This window comes from Flavobacterium sp., assembly GCF_044341265.1.
GTDB lineage: Bacteria > Bacteroidota > Bacteroidia > Flavobacteriales > Flavobacteriaceae > Flavobacterium.
The window spans coordinates 1-19,451 of sequence record NZ_JBIISA010000021.1 but is presented as its reverse complement, the minus strand read 5'-3'; the positions used below and the strand labels follow the sequence as shown (position 1 = coordinate 19,451).

Here is a 19,451-nt window from a genome sequence, read left to right as displayed (position 1 = left end):
AGATTTTTTCAAATCACAACTTCCATTAGTTATTTATTTAATAAATAGTATTTTTGCAGTACATTATAACAATTATGAGCTTTTTAAAAGAAATACAACGTCGCAGAACATTCGGAATTATATCACACCCTGATGCCGGAAAAACAACACTTACAGAGAAATTGTTACTTTTTGGTGGTGCTATTCAGGAAGCAGGTGCAGTAAAAAATAATAAAATCAAAAAAGGAGCTACCAGTGACTTCATGGAAATTGAACGTCAAAGAGGAATCTCGGTGGCAACTTCGGTTTTGGCATTCAACTATAAAGATAAAAAAATCAACATTCTTGATACTCCTGGTCACAAGGATTTTGCAGAAGATACTTTTAGAACATTAACTGCTGTTGACAGTGTTATTGTTGTTGTCGATGTCGCAAAAGGTGTTGAGGAGCAAACAGAAAAACTAGTTGCTGTTTGTAGAATGCGAAAAATTCCAATAATTGTATTTATAAATAAATTAGACCGTGAAGGTAAAGATGCTTTTGACTTAATGGATGAAGTTGAAAAAAAGCTTGGTCTTCAAGTAACTCCATTAAGTTTTCCAATTGGAATGGGTTACGACTTTCAAGGAATTTATAATATCTGGGAACAAAATATAAATCTTTTCAGTGGAGACAGCAGAAAAAACATTGAGGATACTATTGCTATTTCTGACATTAATAGTCCAGAATTAGAAAAATTAATCAAAGAAAAACCTGCTCAAAAACTTCGTGAAGAGCTAGAACTAATCGATGAAGTATATCCAAAATTTGATAGACAAGAATATTTAGATGGAAATTTGCAGCCTGTATTTTTTGGTTCTGCATTAAATAATTTTGGAGTTAGAGAATTATTAGATTGCTTTGTAGAAATTGCTCCTACACCAAAACCAAAAGAATCAGATACAAGATTAGTTAATCCTGAGGAAGAAAAATTATCTGGATTCGTGTTTAAAATTCATGCTAACATGGATCCAAAACACAGAGATCGTTTGGCATTTATAAAAATTGTTTCTGGAACTTTCGAACGCAACAAACCTTACATGCACGTTCGTTTGAATAAAAACTTGAAATTCTCAAGTCCAAATGCCTTTTTTGCTGAGAAAAAAGAAATTGTAGATATTTCTTATCCAGGAGATATTGTTGGATTACACGATACTGGTAATTTTAAAATTGGTGACACTCTTACCGAAGGCGAAATGATGAGTTTTAAAGGAATTCCAAGTTTCTCACCAGAACATTTTAGATACATCAACAATGCTGATCCATTAAAAGCAAAACAATTAGAAAAAGGTGTTGACCAATTAATGGACGAAGGTGTTGCTCAGTTGTTCACACTTGAAATGAATAACAGAAAAGTTATTGGAACGGTTGGAGCACTTCAGTATGAAGTAATACAATATCGTTTAGAGCATGAGTATGGTGCAAAATGTACTTATGAAAATTTCCCTGTACACAAAGCTTGTTGGGTAAAACCTGATGATGCTAAAAATGAAGAGTTTAAAGAATTTAAAAGAGTTAAACAAAAGTTTTTAGCACACGATAAATATGGGCAATTGGTGTTTTTAGCAGATTCAGATTTCACAATTCAGATGACTCAGAGCAAATATCCAAGTGTAAAATTATTTTTTACGTCAGAATTTGACTAAAATTTATATAAACTATGTCGATTTCGTAAAATTATTTCTACTTTTAATCGATAAATAACAAAAATGTAACATTATTCAAAAAAATGATTTTATATTTGCAACTTGATTTAATGTATAGTTATGAATAGATTTTATAAATTTTGTTTGTTTTCATTTGTTCTGCTTTCAGACTTTGTTGTGTTTGCTCAGCCTGGCGATGATGATGACGGAACTGGTGGCGGTGGAGGTCTAGAAGGTGGAGATCCTGCTCCTGCTCCAATCAATGGTAAATTAATAGTATTGTTGCTTTTTGGTTTAATTTTTGCGTTTTATAAATTGAAAAACGTGGCTAAAAAAGCTTAATATTCTAGATAGAATAAAAAAACCACTCTTGATGAGTGGTTTTTTTATGTCTAAAAGTTAATCTGTATTCAGTTAAAATGATTATTAGTTTTTCAACTTGATTTTTTATACAAATAAAAACCTCCACAATTTCTTGAGGAGGTTTTAAACTATTTAGTTCTTATTTAGAAACTATCTTTTAATAACGCGTAGCGTTTTAGTGTTAGACTCTTGAGATACAATTACATTGTAAACTCCAGATGGATATTGGTTTCCTAATTCAAAATTTTGAATGTCAGAAGCGTTTATCATTTTGTCCTCAACTAGTTTTCCTATCATGTCGTAAACTCTAACTTGAATGTTAGCTTCGCTATTAGTTTTTACATCCAACTTGAAGTTCTCTGCAAATGGATTTGGATAAGCTAATGCTTCAAATACATTTACTACTTCTAATTGAACATCTGATGCAATAGCTCTTGCTTGCATTGGAGTTTTGATAGTACATGCTTTACTATATGGCCCAAAATTTGGCTCATTTGGTAACTTAACCGCTACTTGCACAGAATAAAGCTCTCCATTTGGAATTAATCCAGGGAAGTTGTTTAAGGTAAATCTGTTGTATTGGTTATCATAGAATGTATCATAATCAACTCCGTTGTAAACTCTAAATCGATACATTGTTGCTCCATTAACTCCATCTGCAATAATTAACTCAGAGTTACTTGTAACTTGATAGTTATTACATTGAACCGATCTAACTTGTGTAGTAGGATAAGCTGGCGTATTGATATCACATGGTGTACCATAAGGTAAGAACGTACCATCAGTATTTCTTAATGAAACTTCTACTCTGTACGTACTTGCATATAAGATTCCTGACAATTGTGTCATGTTAAACTTATTACCTGCTTGTGTAGTTTCTTGTGGTAATCCTATTGGATTTCCTGCAATTACTCTTGTAACTCTAAATCTATAAGCAGTAACATTAGAAACTGCTCCTGCAGTGATCCATTGGTTCATAGCTGTTAATGTACTTCCACATTGTGCGCCTATTGTTGAAACTGGATTTGGTGTGTTTAAGTAACATGGTGCTCCAAAGAAGGGTTGCCATACATTGTTGTATCGTACTGCAATCTCAAACATATATCTTGAGTTGTAAGTCGTTCCTGGAACATTAGCCAAAGAAATGTTATTTACTGGTCTGTCAATGATAACTGATGCAGCAATTGGTAAATTAGTATTCATATCAACTTTAGTGATTCTGAATCTGTATCCTTGAGCAAAATTTGTCCAGTTTGCAGTAACCGTTGAGTACCAACCTGCAAGAGTTGTACCACATGTTCCTGATGGCAGTGACCCTACAATTGGTGTACAAGCATTGTCGATAATACCATTACAATCATTATCGATTCCGTCATAGCATACATCAACTGCTCCTGGATTAATAGCTGCATTAGCATCGTTACAATCTGTTGATAATAAACTTCCTCCACAAGCAACCATAGTCATAGCAACTGAACCAAATCCATCATTATCTGCATCTAAATAACGAACTTCGTTATCATTACAATCGGTAGAATTTATTACTCCGCTTGGTGCAAATGTTGTTGAGCCAAATCCATCACCATCAAAATCAAGATAAGTTAATAGATTATCGTTTGTATCTAAACTATTTGTTACTCCGCTCGGTGCAAATGTTGTTGAGCCAAATCCATCACCATCAAAATCAAGATAAGTCAATAAATTGTCGTTTGTATCTAAATTGTTAGTTACTCCGCTTGGTGCAAATGTTGTTGAACCAAATCCATCACCATCAAAATCAAGATAAGTCAATAAATTGTCGTTTGTATCTAAACTGTTAGTTACTCCGCTCGGTGCAAATGTTGTTGAGCCAAATCCATCACCATCAAAATCAAGATAAGTCAATAAATTGTCATTTGTATCTAAACTATTTGTTACTCCACTTGGCGCTAATGTTGCAGACCCAAATCCATCACCATCAAAATCAAGATAAGTCAATAAATTGTCGTTTGTATCTAAACTATTAGTTACTCCACTTGGTGCAAATGTTGTTGAGCCAAATCCATCACCATCAAAATCAAGATAAGTCAATAAATTGTCATTTGTATCTAAACTATTTGTTACTCCACTTGGCGCTAATGTTGTAGACCCAAATCCATCACCATCAAAATCAAGATAAGTCAATAAATTGTCATTTGTATCTAAACTATTTGTTACTCCACTTGGCGCAAAAGTAGTTGAACCAAATCCATCGCCATCTGCATCTACGTAAGTTAACAGATTATCATTAGAATCTAAATTATTAGAAACCCCACAAGCAACTTGAGTGGTTGATCCAAATCCATCTCCATCGGTATCTAAATATTGTAATTGATTGTCGTTACAATCATTGTTATTCAAAACATATCCTACAACTGAAACACAAGAACTAGTTGTTGATAGAGGATTTCCATACCCATCAGCATCAATATCTTGATAATAAGTATTCAATGGTTGAATTGTAACTGTTACAGGAAAACGAGTTGCGCTCTCACAAATTCCTATGGTTTGAGACGCATAATAAGTTACTCCATTAACTAAAGACAATGAGGTAGACAATGGGCTTCCTAATGTTGGATTGGCATACCATAAAACAGATGTACCAGTTACTGATAAATTAGAAATCGTAGCAGCGTTACAAAAAGATTGATTGGCACTACCAGTTGGTGGTGGCACTACTCCAACTATAGAGTAAGAAACGCTAGCACCATTATTAGACAAAACAGGATCTAATTGATTAGACTGAATTATTGAAGCATAAGCTGATAAATTTCCTGAAGCGTTAGCTATTCCATTAATAGTTAAAGTTCTAGAACCACTTGCTGGCACAGCTCCAACTGTCCAATAACCAGAACTTGGATTGTATGTTCCGCCAGAAGCTGTATGCGAAGAATATGTGAAACCGGCAGGCAAACTTGCAGTTGCAATTACACCGCTAGCGGCTGTTGCAGTTGCATTTGAAATAGTAATGGTAATTGTATTGCTAGTTCCCAAACAAGCGGTGGCAATATTTGAGGTTACTCCAATACCTAAATTGGCTTGAGTTGTAGGAGCAGCACCAAATACTAAAACTCGATTCATTTCTCTACCAGCAACATACAATCTTCCATACAAGTCAAAAGAAGCATTATAAACACTAAACATATTATTATTAGTTGGTGATCCTGATGGATATAAAGCAGTTGATGAAGTAAAATTAGCCTGACCTAAAACTACGTTTGCAGCTGCGCCATTAGTAGTTGGAATTGAATTATAAATTAACACTCTACTGTTTCCGAATTCACCAATAGCAACTTTACCTGATGGGGAAACCGTAACACCAATTGGTGCATTTAAGTTAGTCGAAGTAGTTCCAGCACCATTTGTTCCCATGATAGGCTGACCAATTACTAAATCTGCTGCAGCGCCATTTGTAGTGGGAATCGTATTCCAAACTAAAACTCTATTATTAGCTGAATCAGCAACCAAAAGTTTTCCGTCAGGAGAAACACATACACCCCAAGGATTTACCATGCTAGTAGCAGAACTACCGCCACCAGGAGCATTGAAAACGGTTTGTCCTACAACAACATCGGCAGGCTTGTTATTGGTAGTTGGTATGCTATTCCAAATTAAAATTCTGTGATTCCCTCTATCCGCAATTAATAATCGGCCGTCACTACTCACAAAAGCACCTGTTGGCCCATTCATTGCTGTAGCAGAAACTCCACCAAAACTTGATGTAAAATTAGACTGTCCTAATACCACATCAGCATTTTGACCATTAATAGTCGGAATTGTATTCCAAATTAACACTCTATTATTACTAAAATCGGTTACTATCAATTTATTTCCATCTGGAGAAAATGCAACACCGTTAGAATTACTGACACTTGATTGAGAAGTCACTGAACTACCACAAACAGTAAAGCTTGCCTTTCCAACAACAATACTTGCAGCAGCACCATTGGATGTTGGCGTTGGATTCCATAATTTTACTCTTCCACCTGTTTGCTCGCTAACTGCTAATACTCCTTTAGAACTAATAGCAGTATAAGATGGCGCATAAAGTCCACTTTGTGTACAACCAGCAACATTAGCAGTAAAATTTGCTTGACCAACAACTAAACTTGCTGCTTGCGAATTTGTAAAATTAATTTGAGCAAAAGAAAAATTTGACAGCAAAAGAAAAATTACAATCATTTGACTTCTTTGTAAAGTTCTCACAACATTTGTTGATAGACTAACAAATGCAAATGGAAAAATACAATCTAGTACATCCAAAATAGGTCTACCAAGAAAAGTAAACTGTTTAAAATTGTGGACCAACCACTTCAATTGAATAAAGTTTTTCATAATATAAGGGTTTAAATGACTTTACAAAATTGATTCAATATTTAATATTATAAATCCCTACAAATGGGTATTTTAAATGTTTTTTTCCTGCTCTTCATAAACTTTTAACCATAAAAAAACCTCCTCAGTTTCCTGAGGAGGTTTTAAACTATTTAGTTCTTTTTAAAAACTATCTTTTAATAACACGTAGTGTTTTAGTGTTAGACTCTTGAGATACAATCACATTGTAAACTCCAGATGGATATTGGTTTCCTAATTCAAAGTTTTGAATATCAGAAGCGTTTATCATTTTGTCTTCTACTAGTTTTCCTATCATGTCATAAACTCTAACTTGAATACTTGCTTCGCTATTAGTTTTTACATCCAACTTGAAGTTTTCTGCAAATGGGTTTGGATAAGCCAAAGCCTCAAATACATTTACTACTTCTAATTGAACATCTGATGCAATAGCTCTTGCTTGCATTGGAGTTCTGATGGTACACACTTTATTGTATGGACCAAAATTTGGCTCATTTGGCAACTTAACCGCAACTTGTACAGAATAACTTTCTCCGTTTGGAATTAATCCAGGGAAGTTGTTTAATGTAAAACGATTTAATGTGTTATCAAAGAACGTATCATAATCTACTCCGTTGTAAACTCTAAATCTGTACATGGTTGCTCCATTTACTCCGTCTGCAATAATTAACTCTGAGTTACTTGTAACTTGATAGTTATTACATTGAACCGTTCTAACTTGTGTAGTAGGATAAGCTGGAGTATTGATATCACATGGTGTACCATAAGGTAAGAAGGTACCATCAGTATTTCTTAATGAAACTTCTACTCTGTAAGTACTATCAAACAAGATACCTGACAATTGAGTCATATTAAATCTATTCATACCTTGAGTAGTTTCTTGAGAAGTTCCTGTTGGAACACCTGCAATTACTCTGGTAACTCTAAATCTATAAGCAGTAACACTAGAAACTGCTGCTGCATTAATCCATTGGTTCATTGCTGTTAACGTGCTTCCACATTGTGCTCCAATTGTTGAAACTGGATTTGGTGTGTTTAAATAACATGGTGCACCATAGAACGGTTGATAAGCACCATTAAGTTTAACAGAAACTTCAAACATGTATCTTGAATTATAAGTAGTATTTGGTACGTTAGCTAAAGAAATGTTATTTACAGGTCTTTCAATAACAATTGGATTAGCTATTGGTGCATTCGTATTTAAATCTACTTTAGTAATTCTAAACTTATAGCCTTGTGCAAAATTATACCATGTAGCAGTAACTGTAGAGAACCAACCAGACAATGTAGTTCCACATGTCGCAGGTACTAACGAAGTTGTTGTTGGACATCCTGACGTTGCTATTGCAAAAGATTTAGTTGCAGTTCTTGTGCATCCTAATGCTGTTGTAGAAGTAGCAGTATAAGAAACAGGTCCATCAATTTTAGTATATACAGTTGAAGCAGTTCCACCAGTATAAGGTATAGTAGCTTCAGAATCAGTATATAATCCTAAAACTGGAGACCAAGTTATTGGAGCTGGAGCAATATAATTGATTACTAATTGAGCAGAACCAAATGTTGCATCATTTCCAGTATCATTAAATGTTTCTGATAATTCTAAATTTATAGTTCCAGAAGAAACATTAAATCCAGGAAGATTTATAACTGGATTTGGAGATATTAAACCTGAACTACCTAAAGTAGAAATTTGTGTAGCTGCTAAAGTATAACCACCTGTCAAAGCAACTCTAATTTCACTTCTATAAGAACCTCCAACCGCATTAACATTAGTCAATTGCAATTGAGCAGAAGTAATTGTTGAACCAACTGGAATTCCAGAAATTGTTACTGGATAAATTGCAGTATCAGTTCCTTCAGATACAAGATTTAAACCAAATGAAGCATTAGCTACACCAGGATTAGACATAGCAACAGCTGACAAAGTTTTAATCTCACCTATACAAGCTGTTGAAATATTACCTGAATTTGTAATAGCTGGAACAGGATTAAGATTCACATTTACTGTATAAGTAGCTGTATTAATACATCCTGCGCTATTAGTAGCAGTTAATGTATAAACAGTAGTAACAGTTGGGTTAAATACATAACCTGAACCTGAATTTCCACTTACTCCTGTAGAAGGAGACCAAACATAATTATCATAATCTCCAACAGTTGAAGTTATAGATACATTACTAGTTGAAGAACCTTCACAAATTGTTTCACTAGCAGCGCTAATTGACAATGCTGGTGGAGTATTTACTGTAGCTGTTACAGCTGTTCTAGTTGAACTACAACCATTTGAAACATTTAAGTTATAGAAATACAAATTGTTTGTAGAATCTGCAGCAAACCAATATCCGCTTGTTACACTAAATCCTCCTGATAAAGCAGAACTTGGAAAAGTAGTGCTAGAATATCCTAATGCACCAACTGTACCTGAAATCCCTGTAAGAATAAGTGAATAACTACCAGGAGTTGCCACTGTAATTCCTAAAGGTATAGTTATAGGAGTCAATCCTGAACCTGTAAATGAACCTGTAGTAACCGATGTAACAGTAGTTCCGTTTGCTCCATTTTTAAGAGCAATTGTAAATGTTCCTGTACCAGTAAATGGTATATTTACGCTATTAATTACTACGTTAGGAACTGTAGTTGTAAACAAAATACCATGATTACCTGTGCTAGTTCCATTTGTTGAAACTGCATTTCCAGTTGCTCCAGCATTTCCTGATCCACCACCAACTCTAGCTTCAACATAGTATGTTGTAGTTGTTGAAATACTCGGAGTTGTATATGAATTTCCTGAAGCAAGAGATAAACCACCTGTTGCCGAAGTATACCAATTTAATGTTGCTCCAGATGATGGAGTTGCACCTAAAACAACTGTTCCTGCACCACAACGCTCACCTGGAGTTGTTGTCGCAACAGCTGGTGCATCAACACCAATAACAATTGAATTAGAATCACTAAACGCACCACCATTTGCACATGTAACTCTAAAGTAATAAGTTTCAGACGCACTAAGAACTGGAGTTGTATATGTAGCATTATTTGCTCCAGAAATTGCTCCTGCAGAATTATACCATTGAAAAGAAATACCTGTAACACCTGTGGTATAACCGGTAGCAGTTAATGTAGCTGTTCCTGAATAACAAACATTTGCAACTGAAGAAGTGATAGATCCTGCATTTGGAGTTCCAGCACAAGCAGGAGCAGCAATTACGTTAATCGTATAATCTTCAAAAGTACCCCAAGATCCAGTATAACATGGATTTGTTAATGGACCTGCATCAACACCACCAATTCTCAATCTATGATTACCAGGAGCGGCAGTTAGTGGGATAGTAAATGAACCTGATAATGTAGTTGGATTATTTGCTAATGAAGTACCTTGATAAACAATTTCACCTGCTTCAAATACTGCATTATTATTTATATCCAACCAAATGGTTGTATCGTAAGTAAATCCTGTTGAATAAGTAATACCAAAAGATTGTGGTACCAATTGCGTTACGTTAGCAACTAAATTAGAATAATTACCATATCTTCCAGGTTCAGCACCTGTAGTATTGTTTATTGTACCAAGAGTAACATTAGTTATACCAGTTCCATCAACACTTGATGGTGCAGGGTTACAATAATTAGTTATTGTTAATTGAGCACCTGTTGAATTAACTGAACATCCACCTGGATTAACAACTAATCTATAGAAATTAGCAGTTGATGCAGTAGCTGTACCAGCTACATTTACAGTTAAAGTATTAGAAGTTGCACCAGAGTAAGTAACATTTGCTGGAGTTCCATTAACAACATTAGAATAAGTTCCTCCTAAAGTTGTTGCTCTTTGCCATTGATAAGTCATTGGTAAAGCTGCTGTTGCAGATGCGGTAAAAGTAGTTGAATTTCCTGCTAAAACAGATGTTGCTGTTGGAGCAGCAGTAATTGTTGGGTTATTTATGATTAACTCAGCTCCTATTGAATTTGTATCTGAACAAGGAGATGAACCTAATGCAACTGATCTATAATAATGAGGACCAGCTACAGGAGTTGCAGCTGTTGTTGTAACAGATAATGAACTTGTAGTAGCACCTGTATAAGAAGCGCCAGTTGGAGTTCCTGCTACAACATCGTTGTAATTTGTTCCATCAGATGAATATTGCCATTTGTAACCTGTAAATGAACCTGAAGCTGCTGTTGTAAATGTAGCAGTTCCTCCAGTATAACAAACTGATTGGTTAGATGGATTTGTATCAATTGCCGGAGCTGTATTTACATTTAATGTAACAGTAATCGATGTTGGATCGTTAGCTGGACCGTTAATTACAACATAATAATTTGTTCCTGAATTAGCAACTGTTCTATTAGCAATTGTTAAAGTAGCTGTGTTAGCCCCTGAATAATCACCACCATTAACAATAGCTACGCCACCTAAACCTGTATCTTCATACCATTGGTAAGAATATATCGGACTTGGTAAAGCAGCTAAATCTTCATCAACAACTGTTCCTGAAGCTACAACTGTAAAAGTAGCAGTTCCTGAACCACATAAATTACTATTACTTGGTTGTGTTGCAATACCTGTATTTCCTACATTTAATAAAACAGAATTTGAAACTAATGGATCACATGGAGAAGTTCCTGTAATTACACATTGGTATAAATTACCATTCATAGTATCAGCACCATTAGTAATAGATAAACTATTAGTTAAAGCACCACTATAAATTCCACCATTTGTTATTGGATTGAAATTTGTTCCTCCATCTGTAGACTCTTCCCATTGGTAAGAAATCCCTGTACCTGAAGCAACTAGATTAAATGTTGCACTAAACAATCCACCTGATGAAACAACTGTTTGATCAACTGGTTGAGTAGAAATAGCCACTGGCTCTCTAACATCAACTGCATAAGAAACTGTCGTTGGACAACCTCCATCTGTTACTGTATAAGTAGCTGTAACTGTTCCAGCTGAAGTACCTGTAAGCTCTCCACTAGTAGTAATAGTTGCTGTACCTGTACCATTAACAACGCCCCATACTCCTAAAGCAGTAGCATTTGTTAAAGACAATGTATTTGGCATACATAATGCTGTAGCACTTCCTGCAGCGATAATTGGATCAACTGTAGGATTATTAATTACTGTAACTGATGATGAACTATTTGTTCCTTTTACAGTAGTTACACTAACAACACCTGTAGAAATACCAACTGGTGTAACTGCAGTAATTGTAGTATCGTTATCTACAGTATAAGAAGCAGCAGCAGCCCCATTAAATTGAACTGAAGAAGCTCCAGTAAATGCATATCCAGATATAGTTACCGTTTGTCCACCTGCACTACAAAGAGTTGTTGGTAAAACATCCGTAATTTGAGGAGCTGGAACATCAATAATCATATTATCAATAGAGACATCATAATCACCTGCCAACCAAGAACAAACTACTCTTGCATTTACATTTTGACCTACATAAGCACCTAAGTAATAGCTATAATTAACATAACCAGCTCCTGGAGCTGCACTTATAGTTGATAAAGTAGTATATGTAGCACCACAATCTGTAGAAATTTGAACATCTATTGTTCCCCAACCTGATGCTGGTGGAGCATAAGGAGAAGAATAATTTGATAATTTTAAATCAAACGACAAAGCTTGACCAGCAGTAACTGGTCCAAACTTAGCTGATGCAAAAGATGCATTAGCGTTACCGCTGTAAATATTAACATAAGCGTTATTACCAGGATTACCTGTAGCTCCTCTAGTTGCACCAATACCAAAATTACCTATTTGAGTCCACCCACCTAATGTATTTAAATCAGTAAATGGTTGGTTTAAAGGAAGTGGATTTGGATTAGAATTAATTTCAGAAACTCCAGAATAAGCTATTTCACTCGAATTAGTACAAGTTACCCTTAATCTATATTGAATAGTAGTACCAGCAAAAACTGGTGGAGTATAAATACTTGTAGTAGCACCTGAGCCTCCTACAGCATTACCCCAGTTTGAACCACCATCAGTAGATTGCTCCCACTGCAATGTAATTCCAGAATCTGCAGAATATCCTGTTGCAGTTATTGCTAAAACTGGCAAAGTAGGGCAAACGCTTTGTAAAGCAGGAGATACTGTTCCTCCAACTGGAGTACCTGTACATAAAGCGCTCACTGCAAAATTATCAAAGGCTAAATAGAAATCTCCTGAAGTCCAAGTAGCATTAACTCTAACCTTTATGTTTTGACCAACATACGAAGCTAAAGAATAAGATTTAGTTCTCCACGCAACATTTGAATCAATAGATACCGTTTCTAATGTAGTATAAGTAGCTCCAAAATCTGTTGAAACTTGTACTACATAACTTCCTACACCAGTAGAAACAGCTGAATTAGAAAAATCAACGTTTCTGTAATCAAAAGTTAAAAGTTGATTTGCTAGAATTGGACCAACATTAACTGTACTGAAATTTCCTGATGGAGTACTTGAATATAAATTGATAAAGTTAGCATTACCAGGATTCCCTCCTCCAGAGGTTCCTAAAGCAAAGGAAGATAAAGCCCATCCTGCTGGAGTGGTTGTTGTAGCAAAACCTTCATTATATGGAGAAGGTACTAATAACTGTGTAGTAAAAGATCCTTGAACAGACCATCCAGATAAATTAACTCCATCGCAGTTTGCTCTAACCCAGAAGTAATGTGTAGTGTTAGGCGTTAAAGAACTAAGCGCCACAGAAGTAACACCTGCCAATGTACTTCCTGTAGGTGTTGTACCTGCAGTTGGTGCTGGAGTAGCTGAAGTTGAAACATAATAATCATAACCATTAGCTGGAGCTGGCGAAGGAGCCGTCCATGCTATAGTAGCACTATTATTTGTAACAGCTGATGCGACTAAAGCAGATGGTGTACCTGAGCACAAAGCACAAGCACCAGAGTAAAGTGCTTGTACACTAAATCCTCCTCCATTACCTGAACCATCAGAAGTAAATTGAATTGTTAAAGGTTGACCTGGTGCACTACTAAAAGAAGTGATTGTACCCGGTGTACTACTTGAATAAGTATATAATAATGTACCTGAAGTACCTACCCCACTATAAATTCTTAAAAAATCCCAAGATCCTTCCATATAAGTATATGAACCACTCATAGAGATTACTCCAGTACCAGAATTTTCTAATACTGTATAACCATTACTACCTGAAGCATAATCTCCAGATGGACCTCCATTATCATAAAGGAATGAACTTGTTCCACAAGAAACAGAGTTTGCTCCAGAAAAAGGAACATTCACTGAGCCACAACTTGTTCCTACAAAAGAAACAGAGTTAGAGCTATTAGAAGTTGGCCCTGCAGAACATGTTGTAACAAGTTTATAATATGTTGTTCCAGCTGTTGTTGTTGCTGTATAAGTTGCAGAAGTTGCTCCTGAAATATTTGTCCAATTAGAATTATCTGGTGATGATTGCCATTGATATGTAATACCAGTACCAACAGTAATACCTGTTGCAGATAAATTGACTGAACCTCCAGAACATCCTGAAGCTAACGAAATAGCAGCCGTACCAGCGTTAGGAGTTCCTGAACACAATGGTGGAGCTGATGTAAATCTTATGTAAGGTTTTGTTGTATTTACGTCAACAGTACTAGCACTACACTGAGCGCCTGAATCAGACCTTACACTTCTTGAACCATTAGTAACTCCAGTTTTTGCTTGTACCCCACCATATGGAGTACTAAAAGGATTACCTGGTCCTGTACAAATATCTACAACAATATTACTAGTTCCATTCCAAACGAAATTAGTATCGAAAGTAATGTCATTAAAACCAGTTGCAATACCATAAGTGAAGGCATTTTTTACAACAGTAGTCGCGTCTGCATTGTGAGCAGATGAATTTGTTGCAGTGGTATGCCCCATTCTAATAGTATAATTAGTTAATGAAACAGAAGATTGAGTAACGTTCCACGCTAATTTATTAATAGCTGTTCCAGAAGGCATACCTGATGCAGTTAATTCAGCTGCAGTATATACCACTTGGTATCTAATGGAACCATAATACCTACACACAGGATCCGCACCTGTTCCATTTGTATTTCCCGCAGTCCCTCCTGTGGGAACAATAGAATACTGCACCTGACTATATGACAGATTTCCTACTGCGAGTAGAAAAAACAGCATCATACTCATAAGCCACGTAGTTCGCATTTTACCCTCCGAATTGGGAGCATTCCCAACTACTCCGGACTCTTGCGAGCTGAGTTTCGATGTTTTTCGAAAACTCAAAAAATTGTAGTTATTCATCATAATATTAAAAAATTGGGTTAATTAATGGGTTAATTTATAAAAAAGTTAATTACTTACTAATGATTAATTCACAAAAACGATAAAATGTTTAAAAAAATCGTTAAAACACATCTTTGCATTAATTAAAAATCAAATTAATTGAATCAAGTATGATATTTTTTGTTACAATTATCAATAATTAACATATTTAATATTTTGAATGCAAAAATTATAAGAAATAAATAAACTTAATTCATTAGTTAAATTTGTAAAATATTCTATTAAATCAATAAATACTTAACATAAAAAACCTCCTCAATTTCTTGAGGAGGTTTTAAACTATTTAGTTTTTTTTTTAGAAACTATCTTTTAATAACACGTAGTGTTTTAGTGTTAGACTCTTGAGATACAATTACATTGTAAACTCCTGATGGATATTGGTTTCCTAATTCAAAGTTTTGAATGTCAGAAGCGTTTATCATCTTGTCTTCTACTAGTTTTCCTATCATGTCGTAAACTCTAACTTGAATGTTAGCTTCGCTATTAGTTTTTACATCCAACTTGAAGTTCTCTGCAAATGGATTTGGATAAGCTAATGCTTCAAATACATTTACTACTTCTAATTGAACATCTGATGCAATAGCTCTTGCTTGCATTGGAGTTTTGATAGTACATGCTTTACTGTATGGACCAAAATTTGGCTCATTTGGTAACTTAACCGCTACTTGTACAGAATAAAGCTCTCCGTTTGGAATTAATCCAGGGAAGTTGTTTAATGTAAATCTGTTGTATTGGTTGTCATAGAATGTATCATAATCAACTCCGTTGTAAACTCTAAATCGGTACATGGTTGCTCCATTAACTCCATCTGCAATAATTAACTCAGAGTTACTTGTAACTTGATAGTTATTACATTGAACCGATCTCACTTGTGTAGTTGGATAAGCTGGCGTATTGATATCACATGGTGTACCGTAAGGTAAGAACGTACCATCAGTATTTCTTAATGAAACTTCTACTCTATAAGTACTAGCATACAAGATACCTGACAATTGTGTCATATTAAATCTATTGATACCTTGAGTAGTTTCTTGAGAAGCTCCTGTTGGAACACCTGCAATTACTCTTGTAACTCTAAATCTATAAGCAGTAACACTAGAAACTGCTCCTGCATTTATCCATTGGTTCATAGCTGTTAATGTACTTCCACACTGTGCTCCAATTGTTGAAACTGGATTTGGTGTGTTCAAATAACATGGAGCTCCAAAGAATGGTTGCCATACGTTGTTGTATCGTACTGCAATCTCAAACATATATCTTGAGTTGTAAGTAGTTCCTGGAACGTTTGCCAAAGAAATATTATTTACTGGTCTGTCAATGATTACTGGCGCAGCAATTGGTAAATTAGTATTCATATCTACTTTAGTGATTTTGAATCTATATCCTTGAGCAAAATTTGTCCAGTTTGCCGTTACTGTTGAGTACCAACCTGCAAGAGTTGTACCACATGTTCCTGCTGGTAGTGACCCTACAATTGGTGTACAAGCATTGTCGATAATACCATTACAATCGTTGTCAATTCCATCGTAACATACATCAACTGCACCTGGATTGATAGCAGCATTAGCATCATTACAATCTGAATTATTTAAAACATAACCTACTGGTGCAACGCAAGCTGAAGTTGTTACAGAAGGATTTCCGTATCCATCGCCATCGGAATCTTGATAATACGTTATACCTGTTAAATTCAAGAAATCATTGTCGTTACAATCCAAATTGTTTGTCACTCCACTACAAGCAGAAAAAATAGTTGAACCTAAGCCATCACCATCAGCATCTACATATAAAACTGTACCAGGATAACAATCAGAATTATTAGTTACACCACAAGCCACTAAATTATTAGAACCAAATCCGTCACCATCAGCATCTAAATATTGGTATTGGTTATCATTACAATCGGTATTATTTGCAGGACCACATGGTGCAAAAACAGTACTTCCGAATCCATCACCATCAGCATCTACGTAAGTTAACGTACCTGGATAACAATCAGAATTATTAGTTACACCACAAGCCACTAAATTATTAGAACCAAATCCGTCGCCATCAGCATCTAAATATTGCCATTGATTGTCGTTACAATCGGTATCATTTGCAGGACCACATGGTGCAAAAACTGTACTTCCGAATCCATCACCATCGGCATCAACGTAAGTTAGGGTATTTGGATAACAATCAGAATTATTAGTTACACCACAAGCCACTAAATTATTAGAACCAAATCCGTCACCATCAGCATCTAAATATTGCCATTGATTGTCGTTACAATCGGTATTATTTGCAGGACCACATGGAGCAAAAACAGTACTTCCGAATCCATCTCCATCGGCATCAACGTAAGTTAAAGTACCCGGATAACAATCAGAATTATTTGTAACTCCACAATCAACTAAATTATTGGAACCAAAACCGTCGCCATCAGCATCTAAATATTGCAATTGATTGTCGTTACAATCTGTATTGTTTGCAGGACCACAAGGTGCAAAAACTGTACTTCCATAACCATCACCATCTGCATCAACATAAGTCAATGTACCTGGATAACAATCAGAATTATTTGCAACTCCACAATCAACTAAATTATTGGAACCAAATCCGTCGCCATCTGCATCTAAATACTGTAACTGATTATCGTTACAATCTGTATTATTTGCGACTCCACATCCAACTAAAGTCATAGAACCAAACCCATCACCATCAGCATCATAATACTGTAATTGATTATCATTGCAATCACCATTATTTGTCACTCCACAAGCTACTGCTATATTGGCTCCAAATCCATCGCCATCAGCATCTAAATATTGTATCTGATTATCATTGCAATCCGAATTATTAGCAACACCACAATTTGTTACTGTATTAGAGCCAAATCCATCACCATCAGCATCATAATATTGTAATTGATTATCATTACAATCGCCATTATTTGTTACTCCACAGGCTACTGCTATGTTGGACCCAAATCCATCTCCATCACCATCAAAATATTGTATTTGATTGTCGTTACAATCAGAATTATTAGTAACACCACAATTTGTTACTGTATTAGAGCCAAATCCATCACCATCAGCATCATAATATTGTAATTGATTATCATTGCAATCGCCATTATTTGTTACTCCACAGGCTACTGCTATGTTGGACCCAAATCCATCACCATCAGCATCTAAATATTGTATTTGATTATCGTTACAATCAGAATTATTTGCAACTCCACATCCAACTAAGGTTAATGACCCAAAACTATCACCGTCTGCATCATAATATTGTAATTGATTATCGTTGCAATCGCCGTTATTAAATACTCCGCAAGCTACGGCTATATTGGCACCAAATCCATCACCATCAGCATCTAAATATTGGATTTGATTATCATTGCAATCAGAATTATTTGCAACTCCACATCCAACTAAGGTTGACGACCCAAAACCATCACCATCAGCATCGTAATACTGTAATTGATTATCGTTGCAATCACCGTTATTAAATACTCCGCAAGCTACAGCTATATTGGCACCAAATCCATCACCATCAGCATCTAAATATTGGATTTGATTATCATTGCAATCAGAATTATTGGCAACTCCGCATCCAACTAATGTTAATGACCCAAAACTATCGCCATCTGCATCTAAATACTGTAATTGGTTATCGTTACAGTCTAAATTATTAGTAACATATCCGATTGGTGCTCCAGTGCAACTCACTTGGGACACTGAGTTTGTTCCAAAACCGTCATTATCTGCATCAAGATAATAGGTTACGTTTGCATTAACACCAAAAGTTGCTTTAAAATTGTTACCGCCATTACTAGCATATACAGTTCCTAAACAAGTTGTAGATTGTTCCGAATACACTTCAATAGTATAATTTCCAGCTGATAATCCGCTTAAAAGGTTCGTATTATATGTTAAATTACTCCATTGTTGATCTTCTCCTCCACAGCCGTTTGAAAATCCTGATGAGTATCCAATTGAATTAGCAACAAATCCTCCTGAAGGTGATCCCGTTGGATAGATTCGATACATTAAAGAGGTAGAAGTAATATCACATCCACCACATTTATAATTATTATGTTCAGCTCCTTTAAAGATAAGTGTAGCTGAACCTTCACAGTGCACTCCTAAATTTGAATTATCAAAATCGAGATTAGCTGTACTTGCTTGTAAGTCATAATAGACATTACCTGAATTGTTGTTGTCTAATACTATATAAGTAGTATTAAAACCAGCTTGCCCATACGATAACACTGAAGAAAATATCAGTAATATCAAAACAATCATTCCTTTGAAATTTTGTAAAATGTGTTTCATAAATAAAATAATTTAGAGGTTTGAAATATCATTAATTATCAATCTCAAATTTAGGGCAAGTAGACAAACAACTAATTTACCTCAAAAATAATTTACTGCTACTTTCTATACCATACGACATTTTACGTATTTTTTGAATAAAAAAACCTCCTCAATTTCTTGAGGAGGTTTTAAATTATTTAGTTCTTTTTAAAAACTATCTTTTAATAACACGTAGTGTTTTAGTGTTAGACTCTTGGGATACAATCACATTGTAAACTCCAGATGGATATTGGTTTCCTAATTCAAAATTTTGAATATCAGAAGCGTTTATCATTTTGTCTTCTACTAGTTTTCCTATCATGTCATAAACTCTAACTTGAATACTTGCTTCGCTATTAGTTTTTACATCCAACTTGAAGTTTTCTGCAAATGGGT

At 35.1% G+C, this 19,451-nt stretch carries 6 protein-coding genes; 2 read left to right on the top strand and 4 right to left on the bottom strand.

The genetic code is table 11. The features are described from left to right. The first annotated feature begins 74 nt into the window (after positions 1-74). Positions 75-1,664 carry a peptide chain release factor 3 gene (locus ACIQ06_RS10745; protein WP_396146225.1) on the top strand — a complete coding sequence of 530 codons (1,590 nt, stop codon included), beginning with the start codon at positions 75-77 and terminating at the stop codon, positions 1,662-1,664. A gap of 120 nt (positions 1,665-1,784) precedes the next feature. Further along, positions 1,785-2,006, top strand: coding sequence for a hypothetical protein (locus ACIQ06_RS10740; protein WP_396146223.1), 222 nt, complete (start codon positions 1,785-1,787; stop codon positions 2,004-2,006). Between the two features lie 171 nt (positions 2,007-2,177). On the opposite strand, the gene ACIQ06_RS10735 is transcribed toward ACIQ06_RS10740, so the two are convergent. The 4 genes from ACIQ06_RS10735 to ACIQ06_RS10720 form a co-directional block, all read right to left on the bottom strand. Beyond that, on the bottom strand, positions 2,178-6,380 hold the full coding sequence (locus ACIQ06_RS10735) for a T9SS type A sorting domain-containing protein (RefSeq protein ID WP_396146220.1): 4,203 nt from the start codon (positions 6,378-6,380) through the stop codon (positions 2,178-2,180). A gap of 169 nt (positions 6,381-6,549) precedes the next feature. Continuing rightward, complete coding sequence (locus ACIQ06_RS10730) at positions 6,550-14,673, bottom strand: GEVED domain-containing protein (protein WP_396146218.1); 8,124 nt, start codon at positions 14,671-14,673, stop codon at positions 6,550-6,552. 341 nt (positions 14,674-15,014) lie between these two features. Then, a complete protein-coding gene (locus ACIQ06_RS10725; protein WP_396146216.1) occupies positions 15,015-19,034 on the bottom strand; it encodes a T9SS type A sorting domain-containing protein in 4,020 nt (1,339 codons plus the stop codon). A 196-nt stretch (positions 19,035-19,230) separates the two neighbouring features. Further along, positions 19,231-19,451: T9SS type A sorting domain-containing protein (locus tag ACIQ06_RS10720; protein ID WP_396146214.1), on the bottom strand; the 221-nt coding region annotated here is incomplete at its 5' end.

What these genes read in the sequence shown, in the direction of transcription:
- ACIQ06_RS10745 (WP_396146225.1), top strand. Translation starts at nt 75, where the DNA reads ATGAGCTTTTTAAAAGAAATACAACGTCGCAGAACATTCGGAATTATA.
- ACIQ06_RS10740 (WP_396146223.1), top strand. Translation starts at nt 1,785, where the DNA reads ATGAATAGATTTTATAAATTTTGTTTGTTTTCATTTGTTCTGCTTTCA.
- ACIQ06_RS10735 (WP_396146220.1), bottom strand. Translation starts at nt 6,380, where the DNA reads ATGAAAAACTTTATTCAATTGAAGTGGTTGGTCCACAATTTTAAACAG.
- ACIQ06_RS10730 (WP_396146218.1), bottom strand. Translation starts at nt 14,673, where the DNA reads ATGATGAATAACTACAATTTTTTGAGTTTTCGAAAAACATCGAAACTC.
- ACIQ06_RS10725 (WP_396146216.1), bottom strand. Translation starts at nt 19,034, where the DNA reads ATGAAACACATTTTACAAAATTTCAAAGGAATGATTGTTTTGATATTA.